Annotated in this window: 13 protein-coding genes; 7 read left to right on the forward strand and 6 right to left on the reverse strand. The window is 60.7% G+C overall.

The window, feature by feature from the left end; translation table 11 throughout:
• Nucleotides 1-71: 71 nt before the first annotated feature.
• Nucleotides 72-1,130, reverse strand: a complete 1,059-nt coding sequence (gene bioB, locus AC0IW7_RS07345) for a biotin synthase BioB (RefSeq protein ID WP_471816769.1) — start codon at nucleotides 1,128-1,130, stop codon at nucleotides 72-74.
• Nucleotides 1,131-1,221: 91 nt separating this feature from the next.
• Between bioB and AC0IW7_RS07350 the strand changes: the two genes are divergently transcribed.
• Together AC0IW7_RS07350 and AC0IW7_RS07355 are read left to right on the forward strand one after the other, a co-directional pair.
• Nucleotides 1,222-1,974 (forward strand): phosphoribosyltransferase family protein, encoded by a 753-nt coding sequence (locus tag AC0IW7_RS07350; RefSeq protein ID WP_471816771.1) that lies wholly within the window; start codon nucleotides 1,222-1,224, stop codon nucleotides 1,972-1,974.
• Nucleotides 1,975-2,034: 60 nt separating this feature from the next.
• Complete coding sequence (locus AC0IW7_RS07355) at nucleotides 2,035-3,009, forward strand: serine/threonine protein kinase (RefSeq protein WP_471816773.1); 975 nt, start codon at nucleotides 2,035-2,037, stop codon at nucleotides 3,007-3,009.
• Here the strand turns inward: AC0IW7_RS07355 and AC0IW7_RS07360 are convergent, their stop codons facing one another.
• Together AC0IW7_RS07360 and nirK are read right to left on the reverse strand one after the other, a co-directional pair.
• Entirely contained in the window at nucleotides 3,010-3,744 is a 735-nt protein-coding gene (locus AC0IW7_RS07360; RefSeq protein ID WP_471816775.1) for an SUMF1/EgtB/PvdO family nonheme iron enzyme, read from the reverse strand. It abuts the gene before it with no gap.
• Between the two features lie 11 nt (nucleotides 3,745-3,755).
• Nucleotides 3,756-4,835, reverse strand: coding sequence for a copper-containing nitrite reductase (gene nirK, locus AC0IW7_RS07365; RefSeq protein WP_471816777.1), 1,080 nt, complete (start codon nucleotides 4,833-4,835; stop codon nucleotides 3,756-3,758).
• Between the two features lie 191 nt (nucleotides 4,836-5,026).
• On the opposite strand from nirK, the gene rarD reads away from it, so the two are divergent.
• Complete coding sequence (gene rarD / locus AC0IW7_RS07370) at nucleotides 5,027-5,926, forward strand: EamA family transporter RarD (RefSeq protein ID WP_471816779.1); 900 nt, start codon at nucleotides 5,027-5,029, stop codon at nucleotides 5,924-5,926.
• 20 nt (nucleotides 5,927-5,946) lie between these two features.
• Here the strand turns inward: rarD and AC0IW7_RS07375 are convergent, their stop codons facing one another.
• Nucleotides 5,947-6,465 carry a glycine cleavage system transcriptional repressor gene (locus AC0IW7_RS07375; protein WP_471816781.1) on the reverse strand — a complete coding sequence of 173 codons (519 nt, stop codon included), beginning with the start codon at nucleotides 6,463-6,465 and terminating at the stop codon, nucleotides 5,947-5,949.
• Between the two features lie 133 nt (nucleotides 6,466-6,598).
• Nucleotides 6,599-7,045 carry a GNAT family N-acetyltransferase gene (locus AC0IW7_RS07380; RefSeq protein WP_471816783.1) on the reverse strand — a complete coding sequence of 149 codons (447 nt, stop codon included), beginning with the start codon at nucleotides 7,043-7,045 and terminating at the stop codon, nucleotides 6,599-6,601.
• Between the two features lie 328 nt (nucleotides 7,046-7,373).
• Between AC0IW7_RS07380 and AC0IW7_RS07385 the strand changes: the two genes are divergently transcribed.
• The 4 genes from AC0IW7_RS07385 to AC0IW7_RS07400 all read left to right on the forward strand — a co-directional run bounded on the left by AC0IW7_RS07385 (nucleotide 7,374) and on the right by AC0IW7_RS07400 (nucleotide 13,030).
• Entirely contained in the window at nucleotides 7,374-9,551 is a 2,178-nt protein-coding gene (locus AC0IW7_RS07385; protein ID WP_471816785.1) for a malate synthase G, read from the forward strand.
• A 270-nt stretch (nucleotides 9,552-9,821) separates the two neighbouring features.
• The gene (locus AC0IW7_RS07390) at nucleotides 9,822-11,441 is read left to right on the forward strand and encodes a methyl-accepting chemotaxis protein (RefSeq protein ID WP_471816787.1); all 1,620 of its coding nucleotides are present in this window, start codon (nucleotides 9,822-9,824) and stop codon (nucleotides 11,439-11,441) included.
• A 15-nt stretch (nucleotides 11,442-11,456) separates the two neighbouring features.
• Nucleotides 11,457-12,614: a hypothetical protein gene (locus AC0IW7_RS07395; protein WP_463384123.1), complete on the forward strand. Its 1,158-nt coding sequence runs from the start codon at nucleotides 11,457-11,459 to the stop codon at nucleotides 12,612-12,614.
• Nucleotides 12,615-12,625: 11 nt separating this feature from the next.
• Entirely contained in the window at nucleotides 12,626-13,030 is a 405-nt protein-coding gene (locus AC0IW7_RS07400; RefSeq protein ID WP_122451660.1) for a phosphate ABC transporter substrate-binding protein, read from the forward strand.
• Between the two features lie 86 nt (nucleotides 13,031-13,116).
• Here AC0IW7_RS07400 and AC0IW7_RS07405 read toward each other — a convergent pair whose 3' ends face one another.
• On the reverse strand, nucleotides 13,117-13,710 hold the full coding sequence (locus tag AC0IW7_RS07405; protein ID WP_471816790.1) for a hypothetical protein: 594 nt from the start codon (nucleotides 13,708-13,710) through the stop codon (nucleotides 13,117-13,119).
• Nucleotides 13,711-13,977 lie beyond the last annotated feature (267 nt).

Raw genomic sequence — 13,977 nt, forward strand, 5'->3', positions numbered from 1 at the left:
CGCGAAGCTTTCCAAGATCACACGCTTCGCGAGCCAGCTCGCGCCTAGGGAGCACGGCGGGATTCAGATGATCAGGCTGAGGCAGCGTCGTAGAACAGCTCGCTGCTCTTCTGCTCGATCAGCGCCTGCTCGATGGCGGCCTGATGCACTTCGTCCGCGTGCTCTTCGCGCTCTTCAGGTTTGATGCCCAAGCGGCTGAACAGCAGCATGTCTTTGTCAGCTTGCGGGTTGGCGGTGGTCAGCAGTTTCTCACCGTAGAAAATCGAGTTGGCGCCGGCGAAGAAGGCCAGTGCCTGCATCTGCTCGTTCATCGCCTCACGGCCAGCGGATAAGCGCACATGGGATTTGGGCATAAGAATGCGCGCCACCGCCAGCATGCGAATGAAATCGAACGGGTCGACATCGTCGGCGTTGGCCAGCGGCGTGCCCTGCACTTTCACCAGCATGTTGATCGGCACCGACTCCGGGTGCTCCGGCAGGTTGGCCAGTTGAATCAACAGACCGGCGCGGTCGTCCAGCGACTCGCCCATGCCGAGAATCCCGCCGGAGCAGATTTTCATGCCGGCATCACGCACGTAGGCCAGGGTTTCCAGTCGTTCGCTGTAGGTGCGGGTGGTGATGATGCTGCCGTAGAACTCGGGCGAGGTGTCGAGGTTGTGGTTGTAGTAATCCAGGCCCGCTTCGGCCAAGGCGCTGGTCTGCTCTTTGTCGAGCTTGCCCAAGGTCATGCAGGTTTCCAGGCCCAAGGCTTTCACGCCTTTAACCATTTGCAGCACGTAGGGCATGTCTTTGGCTGACGGGTGTTTCCACGCAGCGCCCATGCAGAAACGGGTCGAACCGATGGCCTTGGCTTCTGCCGCCGCCTCCAGAACCTTCTGAACTTCCATCAGCTTTTGCTTATCCAGGCCGGTGTTGTAGTGGCCGGATTGCGGGCAGTACTTACAGTCTTCAGGGCAGGCGCCGGTTTTGATCGACAGCAAGGTCGACACCTGCACGCGGTTAGCGTCGAAGTGCGCGCGGTGGACGGTCTGGGCTTGGAACAGCAGGTCGTTGAAGGGCTGTTGAAAAAGTGCCTTAACCTCAGCGAGGGACCAGTCGTGACGCAGGGTAGGAGAAGTGGTGGCGCTCATCAGCAGTCCTTCTTGTAGTCATGCGCAAGCGGGTGAATCAGACAATGCCCACAAGCGCGGTATAGATGTTCGGCATAGTTAAGGAAGCAAAATGCGCTGTCAACCTGCCAACTGGAAAGTGGTTTACAAGTGGTTAAATAATGACCAGATCTGTTTTCTCTGCGACGGGCCGCTTGGCGGTCAGCGCTCGCTGTGTAATGCGTGCGAAGCGGACCTTGCGTGGCTCGACAGCTGCTGCATCCGGTGCGCTTTGCCCCTGCCCATGCTCTCGCCACATCAGGGTTTAATCTGCGGCGATTGCCAGAAAAAGCCGCCCCAGTTCGATCAGGTGGTCTCACCCTGGCGCTACAGCTTTCCCATCGACACGCTGGTTACGCAGTTCAAGCACCACGGCAAGTGGCCTGTGGGACGCCTGCTGGGTCAGCTTTTGTCACACCACCTGCGAAATGCCTTCGCCGCCGGCTTACCGCGCCCGGATTTGTTGCTGCCGGTGCCGCTGGGCAAACAGCGGTTGCGACAGCGCGGTTTCAACCAGGCCGGCATGCTCGCCCACTGGCTTGAGCCGCGCCTAAACGTGCCGGTGAACGCGCGCTTGCTCCGCCGCATACGTGAGACGGACGCCCAGCAGGCGCTCGACGCCATCGCTCGGCAACGCAACTTACGCAACGCGTTCGTGCTCGACGATGCCGCGCAAGTCGCCGGCAAACACCTGGCCCTGATAGATGACGTACTGACCACCGGCGCCACCGCCAACAGCCTGGCTCGGTTGCTGAAGAAAGCCGGGGCGCGGCGTGTGGATGTGTACTGCCTGGCACGCACGCCGAAACCCGGCGAAACAGCCTGAGACCAACGCTCGGCGCGCCGCTGGGCGTACACTGGCACCCCACGCCGCCAGGAACGTCCCATGAGCCACCCGTTTGCTGACCTCACCCCCGACCTGGTTCTGGATGCCGTAGAAAGCATCGGGTTTCTCAGCGATGCGCGCGTCATGGCGCTCAACAGTTACGAAAACCGCGTGTACCAAGTGGGCATCGACGAAGGCCAGCCACTGATTGCCAAGTTCTACCGCCCGGCGCGCTGGACGGACGCGGCGATTCTCGAAGAACACGCCTTCACCGCTGAGTTGGCTGATTGCGAGGTGCCCGTGGTCGCGCCACTGGTGCACAACGAGCAAACACTGTTCGAGCACAAAGGTTTTCGCTTCACCTTGTTCCCGCGCCGTGGCGGCCGGGCGCCTGAACCGGGCAATCTCGATCAGCTGTATCGCCTAGGCCAACTGCTCGGCCGCCTTCATGCCGTCGGCGCCAGCAAGCCTTTCGCACACCGCGACGAGCTGAGCGTGCAGAACTTTGGCCACCAGTCGCTGGCCACCTTGCTGGACGGCGGTTTTATTCCCAAGAGCTTGCTGCCGGCTTACGAGTCGGTCGCGCGCGACGCGCTCAAGCGGGTGGAAGACCTTTACGCCGCCACGCCCTATACCGCTATCCGCATGCACGGCGACTGCCATCCCGGCAACATGATGTGCCGCGACGAGGTGTTTCATATCGTCGACCTCGACGACTGCCGCATGGGTCCGGCGGTGCAGGATTTGTGGATGATGCTGGCCGGCGACCGCCACGAGCGCCTCGGCCAGTTGGCCGAATTGGTGGACGGCTATCAGGAATTCCATGACTTCAACCCGCGCCAACTGCCACTGATTGAAGCCCTGCGCACCCTGCGTTTGATGCACTACAGCGCCTGGCTCGCACGGCGCTGGGATGACCCGGCGTTTCCCATGAGCTTTCCCTGGTTTGGCACCGAGCGTTATTGGGGCGAGCAGATTCTGGTGTTGCGCGAGCAGCTCTCGGCGCTACAGGAAGAGCCGCTGCGGCTGTTCTGATTAGCGCGGCTCACGAACCAGCCGCAGGCCGACGTAAGTGGGCGGCGTGCCCACCGAGCACGCCCCGCTGATCGGGTCGCGAATAAAGTCCGACAGCGCACTCGGGTGGCGCCCCGCCGCGATATGAATGCCGCAAAAATCCTGCCCACCCGCGCCAGCGGAAAAACACGTGTTGGTCCATTCCCACACGTTCGTGGCAATGCTCACCAAACCGCTGGGGCTTGAGGCCTGCTCACTGAAACGCTGCACCTTCAACGATGGCGCGCTGCGCTGGGCGTCCCGCTCGTACTCCTCGAGCCAGCGGCGTGCCGGGTTGCGCGGGTCGTCTTTGATAGGCGGGTCATCGACATACAAGTGCCCCGCCGCCTGCAGCCACTCGCCGTATCGCGGCAGCCGGTAAGTCTCGCCCGTCACCGCCGATAGCCAGCTTGCGTAAGCGGTCGCATCCACCCAACTGATACCAACCACCGGCTGATCGGCACGTTTGCGCCCAGGTTTATCCAGCGCCGCGCAGCGTTTAGCCCGCACGCAGGCGGCGTATTCAGCACGGCTCACTTGACGACGCATGATGCTGAACGCCGCCACTTTCTCAACTACCGGAGCAGAGGCGGCCGGCAGCTGATAGCGCGCTACGCCAGCCGGCACCTGTACCCAACTGTCTTCGCGCTCCGGCGCCGGCCCGCCGACGCCCAAGGCCATTAGCAGGCCCAACACCACTGTTTCCGAGTGATCCATAGCGCCTCCTGTTACTGAGCCTTGGTGATCGGGCCGGGCGCTTTCACCTGCTCCATCAGGTCGCTATTCCACTCGCCCTCCACCTTCACATGGCCGGCAGCACCCAGTTCCATGGCTTCGATCAGGTTGTGGTTCACGTAGGCATAAATGCCGGGTTGCTTGAAGGTGTAAAGCGCAGCTCCGGCCGAGCCGCCGCGAATAAACCAGGTCTCCTGGTCTTTCTGCGGCGGGTTGGCGAACTTGCCGTTTTCCCACACCCAATCGCCGTGGCCGCCAATCAGGTGCGGGCGCGTGTCGCGGTTGGCTTGGGAATGAATAAACAGCACGGTTTCGCCGACCTTCGCGGTCATGGCGTTTTCGCCAGTCAGGGCGCCGACGCGGCCGTTGAACACCACATGGCTGGGCGTCAGGGTGCGCATCACCGCGCGGGTGTCGGCGTAACTGGCGATGGCGTTGGGGTATTCCTTGTACTTGCCGTCCGGTCCTTTCGGGATATACAGGTCGAACTCGCCAATGGTGTACGCGCGGTCGTAGTGTAAGGCCTGGCCCGCCGGGTCTTTGAGCCCCTCACGCGGAAGCACCATCAGCGTGCCGCTCATGCCCGACACCACATGCCACGGCACCATGCCCTCGGGCGCGCAGTGATAAACAAAGGTGCCGCTGCGGTCGGCTTTGAAGCGCAGCACGGTTTCCTGGCCTGGCGAAACGAAGGTCAACTTGGCGCCACCCAGGGCTCCGGTGGCGGCGTGAAAATCGATATTGTGCGCCAGGCTGTTGGTCGCCGGATTTACCAGCGTCAGTTCAACGTAATCGCCCTCGTGCACCACCATGGTTGGGCCAGGCATCGAGCCGTTGAAGGTCATCGCCTGTAACGTGGTGCCCTGGTTGTCGACGACCATTTTTTTCTCTTCGATGGTCATTCGAAACTGCACCACCTTCGGCGCCCCGGTGTCGACTTGTTGGTGGGCGTGAACCTGCGGCGGCGCCACCAGGTCAACCTTCACGCGTTGCAACTTGTCGGCGCCGCCTGCCATTGCCGTGCCCGCCAAGCCAAGCGCGACGGCCATTACCAGCGGTTTGATGTGGTTCATTCCAAGCTCCATCAGCGATTGAGTTTGCCGGCCATTGCAGGCCAACAACCCGTCGCTGTTGTTGTCTTGGAGCAATGCCCAACCACTGCTTCGCAGAATCGAGCGATTTCGCACAGCCGCAGTTGCCAGGTCGGACAGATGCCAGCGGGCTGACTAGAATGAGCCCCTGCGTTTTTTCACCAAGGACTTCCATGACCAGCGCCAACCCGCGCCGCGGGTATCTACTCGGCATTTGCGCCTACACCATCTGGGGCCTGTTCCCGCTCTACTTCAAAGCCATCGCGCAGGTGCCTGCGCTGGAAATCATCGTGCACCGCGTGCTCTGGTCGGCGCTGTTTGGCGTGCTGTTGCTGCTGGTGTGGAAGCATCCGGGCTGGTTCGGCGAGCTGCGTAAAAACCCGCGTCGATTCGGGGTGCTGGTTCTTAGCGGCGCGCTGATCGCAGCCAATTGGCTGACCTATGTGTGGGCGGTGAACAACGGCCACATGCTCGACGCCAGCCTCGGCTACTACATCAACCCGCTGATCAACGTGCTGCTTGGCATGGTGCTGCTGGGCGAGCGCTTGCGGCGTCTGCAATGGCTGGCAGTGGCGCTGGCAAGTATCGGCGTGGCGCAGCAGCTCTGGCTGGCCGGGCATGTGCCGTGGATTTCGCTGATGCTGGCGCTGTCGTTCGCGTTTTACGGGCTGATCCGCAAACAGGCGCCTGTTGCCGCGCTGCCGGGGCTGGTGGTGGAGACGTGGCTGTTGGTGCCGTTCGCCATTGGCTGGCTGTTGCTCAGCCCGGACGCGCTGAGCCGGCAACCGGACTTCTGGGCCAGTACCCAGTGGCTATGGCTGGCGGCGGCCGGCCCGGTAACGCTGGTGCCGCTGCTGTGCTTCAACGCAGCGGCGCGGCACTTGCCCTATGCGGCGCTGGGCTTTCTGCAGTACGTGGCGCCGACGCTGGTATTGCTGCAAGCCACCCTGTTGTTCGGTGAGCACCTGAGCCCAAGCACGCTGACCGCCTTCGCGTTTATCTGGGCGGCGCTGGCTATCTACAGCGTCGACGCCTGGCGCAGTTTGCAGCGCAGCAAACTGCCCGTCGCCTGACGGGCATCGCGCAGCCGAGGTTATTCCTCGCTGCGCAGCACCAACTCAACCATCAAGTCATCGGCCAGTGTTTCCAGCCGCGCCTGCAGCACGTCGAGGGACAAGCTCAGCGGAACCGCCAGCACCGCCTCGGCATGAAACAGCGGTTCGTTGCTCATGGGCGCGGGCACTACATCGGTTTCCAGGCTCTCGACGTTCACTTCCAGCTCGCTAAGCACGCGGGTGATATCGCGCACGATGCCGGGTCGGTCGTTGCCCACCAGATCAAGCAGAATCGGCTTCCAGGTGCACGCGGGCTCAATGCCGCTTTCGGCCAGCAGCACGCGAATGCCCTGGTCATTCAGTGCCTGCAACGCGGTGACAAGGTCGTGGTGCCCTTCGGCGGGAACGCCCACTTTCAGAATGCCGGCGAATTGCCCGGCCATGCGCGACATGCGGCTCTCCAGCCAGTTGCCGCCGTGGGTTGAAATGCAGCTGGCGATCTTTTCCACCAAACCGGGCTGGTCTTCGGCAATTACGGTCAACACCAAATGCTTCACGGTTAACTCCTTGCTGTGATTAACGCGGCGTCCGCCACATCGTAGGAGCCAGCTTGCTGGCGAAACGGGCGAACGCAATTCGAATCGGTGATTGCAGGGTTCGCCAGCAAGCTGGCTCCTACAAAAAGCGGTGTCAGGTCAGGCTTAGCCAGTAGGTCAGGTACACCTCGTCTTTCACATAACCCAGGCTTTCGTACAACGCCTGGCCAGCCACATTGGTTTTCGCGGTTTCCAACTGCAAGCCGCAGGCGCCGGTTGCTTCGGCGTGGGCGCGGGCAGCGTTCATCAGTAACTCGCCTACGCCTTGGCGGCGAGCGCTCGGGCTCACATACAAGTCGCTGAGCAACAACGCAGGCGCCAGGGCCAAAGAGGAATGAAAGGGATAAAGCTGCACGAAGCCCTGGGCCGCACCGGCCTCGTCACGCGCCAGTAATACGGTGGAATCACCCTTGTGCAGACGAGCGGCGAGAAAGCCTCGAATCTCATCCAGCGGACGCGGCACCTGATAGAACTCAAGATAACCGGCAAACAACGAGGCGAGGTCGTCAAGGTCGCGGGTTTGGACGGCGTTAACGGGCATACATGGCGCTCCTAAAGGGCTTGCGCGAGTATAGGCAAAAGCCTACGAGCGCTGTCGAGCAAGGCGAAAAAGGTAGTAACACTACAAAATCGTGTACGAAACGAAGATTTTTGTGGAACAAAAGCGCTGTTTTTTGAGAACATCCGCGCCCCCGTTGTGACTGCCGAGGCCATAGCTGGTCGCAGTTCGACGCATGCCCGCTGATTTTCACCCAATCATGATGTAGTATGCCGCGCCTCGGACTACAAGACGGCCAACGCCGGGTCCGTACAGGGCTATCCGCAGTGAGCTATTGAGTACAGCTAAGAGCTGAGCAGAGAGGCAAGTAATGACTGAGCGCGTTCAAGTCGGTGGCCTGCAGGTCGCCAAAGTCCTGTTCGACTTCGTAAACAACGAAGCTATTCCCGGTACCGGGATTTCTGCCGAGCAGTTCTGGAAAGGTGCAGAGAGTGTCATCAATGACCTCGCACCGAAGAACCACGCACTACTCGCCAAACGTGATGAGTTGCAGGCCAAGATCGACGCCTGGCACCAGGCACGTGCTGGTCAGGCGCATGACGCCGTGGCTTACAAAGCCTTCCTGCAAGACATTGGTTACCTGCTGCCAGAAGTTGCAGATTTCCAAGCCACCACCCAAAACGTCGACGAAGAAATCGCCCACATGGCCGGCCCGCAGCTGGTAGTGCCGGTGATGAACGCGCGTTTCGCCCTCAACGCTTCCAACGCCCGCTGGGGTTCGCTCTACGATGCGCTGTATGGCACCGACGCGATCAGCGAAGAAGGCGGCGCCGAGAAAGGCAAGGGCTACAACAAGGTTCGCGGTGACAAGGTAATCGCCTTCGCCCGCGCTTTCCTGGACGACGCCGCGCCGCTGGCTGCCGGCTCGCACGTTGATTCCACCGCCTACAAAATCGTCGACGGCAAACTGGTGGTCGGCCTCAAGGGCGGCAGCAACACCGGCCTGCGCGACGATGCGCAACTGATCGGTTTCCAAGGCCCGGCCAATGCGCCCGTTGCCGTGCTGCTCAAGCACAACGGCCTGCACTTTGAAATTCAGATCGACGCGTCCAGCCCCATCGGCCAGACCGACGCGGCCGGCGTGAAAGACGTGCTGATGGAAGCGGCGCTGACCACCATCATGGACTGCGAAGACTCCGTTGCCGCCGTGGATGCTGACGACAAAACCGTTATCTACCGCAACTGGCTCGGCCTGATGAAGGGCGACCTGGCCGAAGAAGTGGCCAAGGGCGGCACCACCTTCACCCGCACCATGAACCCCGACCGCGTCTACACCAAGACCGACGGCAGCGAGCTGACCCTGCACGGTCGCAGCCTGCTGTTCGTGCGTAACGTTGGCCACCTGATGACCAACCCGGCCATTCTCGATGCCCAAGGCAACGAAATTCCGGAAGGCATCCAGGACGCCCTGTTCACCAGCCTGATCGCGGTGCACAACCTCAACGGCAACACCAGCCGCAAGAACACCCGTACCGGCTCGGTGTACATCGTAAAACCGAAAATGCACGGCCCTGAAGAAGTCGCCTTTACCAGCGAAATCTTCAGCCGCGTCGAAGACGTTCTGGGCTTGCCACGCAACACCCTGAAAGTCGGCATCATGGACGAAGAGCGCCGCACCACCGTCAACCTCAAGGCGTGCATCAAAGCCGCCAGCGAGCGCGTGGTGTTCATCAACACCGGCTTCCTCGACCGCACCGGTGACGAAATCCACACCTCCATGGAAGCCGGCCCGGTTGTGCGCAAGGCCGCCATGAAAGCCGAGAAGTGGATTGCCGCCTACGAGAACTGGAACGTCGATATCGGCCTGGCCACCGGCCTGCAAGGTCGCGCCCAGATCGGTAAAGGCATGTGGGCCATGCCCGACCTGATGGCCGGCATGCTTGAGCAGAAAATCGCTCACCCGCTGGCCGGCGCCAACACCGCCTGGGTGCCGTCGCCGACCGCCGCCGCCTTGCACGCACTGCACTACCACAAGGTTGACGTGTTCGCCCGTCAGGCCGAACTGGCCAAGCGTGAGCGTGCCTCGATTGACGACATCCTGACCATCCCGCTGGCGGCTAACACCAACTGGTCTGCAGACGAAATCCAGAACGAACTGGACAACAACTCGCAGGGCATTCTGGGTTACGTAGTGCGCTGGATCGACCAAGGCGTCGGCTGCTCGAAAGTGCCGGACATCAACGACGTTGGCCTGATGGAAGACCGCGCCACCCTGCGTATTTCCAGCCAACTGCTCGCCAACTGGCTGCGTCATGGCATCGCTAGCGAAGAGCAGATTGTGGCCAGCCTCAAGCGCATGGCACCGGTAGTCGACCGTCAGAACGCCAACGACCCGCTGTACCGTCCGCTGGCTCCGAACTTCGATGACAACATCGCCTTCCAGGCTGCCCTGGAGTTGGTGATCGAAGGCGCCAAGCAACCGAACGGCTACACCGAGCCGGTTCTGCACCGTCGTCGTCGTGAATTCAAAGCCAAAAACGGCCTGTAATTCACACGACAGCGGCACAAAAAAACGCCCTTAGGGGCGTTTTTTTATGGGTGTTCCTCGGCGATAGCTGCCTGATGGCACCTGGCCCTGCACTGATCCCGGAAAAGCCCTACAGACAACCGGACCAGCGGGCATACGGAAAACTTAAGCCGCCCTGTTAAATGCCGATAAAACTGTACCGCGACCTATACAATGGTCAGCTCGTGACCAATAAAAGATAATTAGTTTCATTTGGAAACTTTTCCTCTGCCGCAGTCTGGAAACATGTCCATGTTCAAAAATATGTCGCTGACGTTGAAGCTTTCCCTGCCGCCCGCCGTGGCGCTTATCGGCCTGCTGCTCTTCGTGGTCTACACCGGCATTCAATTGAGCAATAACGACACCCGGCTCGTCGCGCTGGAAAAACAGAGCTACCCGACATTGGAGAACGCCGACGCGGTGATCTTCCAGTTTTCCCGTATCCCCGGCCTGCTCAACAGCGCCGTTGCCGCCGGAGAAATGGAAACGCTCAACGACGCTCGCAAAGTGATCGACGAGATCAACGTCAAGCAGCAAGCCCTGCAGACGTTGGTGAACGATCAGCCGCAACGACGCGATGAGTTGCGCGCCTGGACCACCGCGGTAAAAAGCTATGCCGACAACGCCTTCTCGGCGACTGAACAACTGCTCAAGGGCACAGCCTTTGAAGACCTGCGCGCCAACCTCGACCGCATGGCCAACGACCTGCAACTGGCGCAGAAAGCCGGCGAGCAGTTTCGCGCCCACGCCTATGACGATTTCCAGACCAGCTTGGCGCAGACGCGCACCGACAATGCCACCACCACTCGCGTCGGTTACGGCCTGAGCATCGCGCTCATTTTGCTGGTCAGCATCGGCTCGGTAATGGTCATTCGCAGCGTCATGAGCAACATCCATGGCGTGATTGACTCGTTGAAAGCCATTGCCAGCGGCGACGGCGATCTCACCCGCCGCGTGACGGTGGAAACGAACGACGAAATCGGCGTGATGATCAAACTGTTCAACGGTTTCCTCGACAAGCTGCAAGGCACCATCCGCCAGATCGTCAATGCCGCCAGTCCACTGGGCGATATGTCCAAGGAGCTGTACCGGCTAACCCAGGGCGCCGAAGAAAACGCCCGCTCGCAGCAGGGTCACACCGACTCCATCAGCCGCGACATTGCCACCATGACCGGCAGCATTCAGGAAGTGGCGCAGCGTTCGCAACAGGCCTCCCACGAGGCGGGCGCGGCGTCGAAACAAGCCGAAAGCGCGCGCCAGAACATCGGCAGCCTGTCCTCCAGCATCAGCGACCTGGGCAGTAGCGTCATGGGCTCGGTTCAGGCCATGGAGCAATTGGAAGAAGAAACCCAGCAGGTGGGCTCGGTGCTCACGGTCATTCGCAGCATTGCCGAGCAAACCAACCTATTGGCCCTGAACGCCGCTATTGAAGCCGCGCGGGCGGGCGAGCAGGGTCGCGGCTTTGCCGTAGTGGCGGACGAAGTGCGCAACCTGGCGCAGAAGACCGCAGCCAGCACGGCTGAAATCCAGAACATCATTCAGCGCCTGCAAAACAGTGCCAATGGCGTGCTGAACGTAATGACGCAGAACGGCCAGAAAGCCCAGGCCAGTATCGAACGGTCGGTGGCCGCCACCGAAACCCTGGACGCTATCGCCCAGGCTGTTCGCCAGATTGACGAGTTGAATGCCGGCATCGCCCAGTTCACCCAGGAGCAGATCGGCCTTTCCAACTCCATTCAAAAAGACACAGAAGTGTTGCAGAGGGATACGCAAGCAACCACACACGGGGCCGATGCGACCGCACGCCTTGGCGAGCAGTTGGTCAGCACCGGGGACCATTTGCGCGCCGCTACGGCCCAATTCCGCGTTTAACACGAGAGCACCAGAATGACCCAACTTCGAGTATTCACCCTCGCAGCCTGCCTTGCGAGCACACCGGCGTTCGCCCTGGACCAAGGCGAATATCGCTTTAACGGTTTTGGCACCGCCGGCATTACCCACCTGGGTGGTGAAGACGATGGCCGCAGCTACGGCGTGAACGGCCAGACCAACGATTCCTGGCGCGGCGACCAACTGTCCAAGCTCGGCGGCCAGTTCCAATACGGCCTCACCGACACCGTCGGCGTCACCGTGCAGGCAACGCTCAAGCCCGAGCAAGACAACTGGAAAGCCAACCTGGAATGGGCCTATTTGTCGTGGCAAGCCACCGACGGCCTGATGCTGCGTGCCGGTCGTCTGCGCAGCCCGGTGTACATGTACTCGGAAACCCTCGATGTCGGCTTCACCTACCCCTGGCTGCGTCTGCCAGACGAGGTGTACAGCCAGGTTCAGGTCAGCAACTACGAAGGTGCGGATGCCGTTTACACCCTGCCGCTTTCCTTTGGTTCGGTAAGCTTCCAAGTTGCCGGTGGCCAGGCGGTCAACCGCAACATTTTCGCCGCCGATGACCTCTACGACATCGACTACAAGAAAATTTTCGCCGCCAACGTCAGCCTCGCCACGAACGACTTCGGCACCGTGCGCATCGGCTACACCGAAGCCGATATCGACGCCGACATCACCGGCCGCGTTACCACGCCGTTCCGCACGCGTATCACCATCCCGCTTAACCAGCTGGACCAGCAGAAAGGCAAATTCACCTCTGTGGGCTACCAGTACGACGACGGCACCTGGATTACCGCCAACGAGTGGACCAGCCGCATCATCGAAGCCGATGACGCCGGCAGCACCGACGCGTTCTACCTGATGGGCGGCCGCCGTTTCGGCGACTTCCTGGCCCACGTCACTTACGCCCAGTTGGACGAAGACGAGGGTCGCCAGACTTCCTGGACCTACGGCCTGAACTACAACGTGACCCCGACCGTGATCGTCAAAAGCGAGTACAAGCGCGTGGACACAACCGGCGGCTACGGCGGCGTGTTCGTCGAAAACGCCCAAGAGAGCTACAACCACGCGGTCTATTCAGCGACCAACGGCCTGGCGGGCACGCCTTCGCGCAACTTCGACGGCGACATCATCAGCGTCGGCGTTGACTTCGTATTCTAAGGAGAGCCCCCATGAAGTTTGCAATTCGCGCTCTCTATGCCAGCACCCTGATGGCCGCTGCCACCCTGGCTCACGCCGAAGTGGCGGTGATCGTCAATGCTGGCGCCAGTGCCAACCCGAGCCAATCAGACGTGGCCAACATTTTTCTGGGTAAAGACAAGTCGCTCAAAGGCGTCGACCAGAAGGAATGGAACCCCACCAAAGACAAGTTCTACAGCAGCGTCGCGAGCAAAAACGAGTCGCAGCTGAAGTCGTACTGGTCTGGCTTGGTGTTCACTGGCAAAGGCCAACCGCTGCCAAGCGTTGCCGATGACGCTGCCGTCGTCGCCAAAGTGGGCGCCGAAGCGGACGCCATCGGCTATGTCGACAAGGCTGCCGTGACCGACAAGGTGAAAGTGCTGTTCACCCTGCCGTAAGCACCGCGTCACCGCATAAAAAAACCGCCCGATTGGGCGGTTTTTTTATGGGGCAAATTCGCGGAAAGCCGCTGCGCTTCATAGCCTCATTGCACCAGCGGCGCCATTTCGCTGGGCGCCGACGCTGAATACTTAAGCCGCTCGATCACCTCGCGCGGCAGCACATCGTTACTGATACCCGGCTGCAACATGCCGGAAAAACAGTGATGCGGCAGCCCCATCAGTTTCCTGAACGTGCGAAACATCGAATTGCTGTTCACCGTTTTACCGAACACGGCGACACCGAACGGCGGGTAATCCAGATCCAGCGCATTGATAACCGCCAACGCGCGCCCTGCTGCCTGCCAGCGTGCATACGCCTCCTGCGCAGCGCCTTGAAACAACACCTTCTGACGTTGTCCGGGTAAATACAGATTGCTCTTCTTGAATGCCGGCGAGCTGTTGTCGACGCCGATGGCCGCCACCCAATCGGGCTCCACGAAACTCCAGGCCCGCAGCGAATGCTGTTTGGTGGTGCCGACCGGTAGCGGCCTTCCCGAGGCTCTATCAGTGGCCAAGCCATGCAACTCGGCAATTTTTTCCCCGGCGGCGTTTTTCAACACCCAAAAATTATGGCTCGCCACACCCGCGTTCAGAATGTTGAAAGAGCGCGCTTCGATGCTGAATGGGTTAGTGATCATCAATGGTCCAACGGGCTGTTTGAGGAAAATGTCTGAGCAGAAAGGTGCGCCTATACCGATCGCTACGCCAAGCGGTTGCGGTTCCATTTCGCGCAGCTCTGTTCCGCTAAGCCGCGTCGAAAACGCAAAATGCGAGTGGGAAAACCTCGGAGAATCGGGGTTTTTTCATCGAGCCGTTCAGCCGTCCGCCAACTAGACTTATGTCCCATGGCCCCCCCGTCGGATTTTCCCGACGATGGCCTTTCGATGAATTCAAGGCCACGGTCC

The sequence above is a fragment of the Pseudomonas sp. AC229 genome (assembly GCF_979254655.1).

Bases quoted from the DNA above. Each gene is read 5' to 3' on its own strand.
- bioB (WP_471816769.1), bottom strand. From the start codon at position 1,130: ATGAGCGCCACCACTTCTCCTACCCTGCGTCACGACTGGTCCCTCGCT.
- AC0IW7_RS07350 (WP_471816771.1), top strand. From the start codon at position 1,222: ATGCGCTGTCAACCTGCCAACTGGAAAGTGGTTTACAAGTGGTTAAAT.
- AC0IW7_RS07355 (WP_471816773.1), top strand. From the start codon at position 2,035: ATGAGCCACCCGTTTGCTGACCTCACCCCCGACCTGGTTCTGGATGCC.
- AC0IW7_RS07360 (WP_471816775.1), bottom strand. From the start codon at position 3,744: ATGGATCACTCGGAAACAGTGGTGTTGGGCCTGCTAATGGCCTTGGGC.
- nirK (WP_471816777.1), bottom strand. From the start codon at position 4,835: ATGAACCACATCAAACCGCTGGTAATGGCCGTCGCGCTTGGCTTGGCG.
- rarD (WP_471816779.1), top strand. From the start codon at position 5,027: ATGACCAGCGCCAACCCGCGCCGCGGGTATCTACTCGGCATTTGCGCC.
- AC0IW7_RS07380 (WP_471816783.1), bottom strand. From the start codon at position 7,045: ATGCCCGTTAACGCCGTCCAAACCCGCGACCTTGACGACCTCGCCTCG.
- AC0IW7_RS07385 (WP_471816785.1), top strand. From the start codon at position 7,374: ATGACTGAGCGCGTTCAAGTCGGTGGCCTGCAGGTCGCCAAAGTCCTG.
- AC0IW7_RS07390 (WP_471816787.1), top strand. From the start codon at position 9,822: ATGTTCAAAAATATGTCGCTGACGTTGAAGCTTTCCCTGCCGCCCGCC.
- AC0IW7_RS07395 (WP_463384123.1), top strand. From the start codon at position 11,457: ATGACCCAACTTCGAGTATTCACCCTCGCAGCCTGCCTTGCGAGCACA.
- AC0IW7_RS07400 (WP_122451660.1), top strand. From the start codon at position 12,626: ATGAAGTTTGCAATTCGCGCTCTCTATGCCAGCACCCTGATGGCCGCT.
- AC0IW7_RS07405 (WP_471816790.1), bottom strand. From the start codon at position 13,710: ATGATCACTAACCCATTCAGCATCGAAGCGCGCTCTTTCAACATTCTG.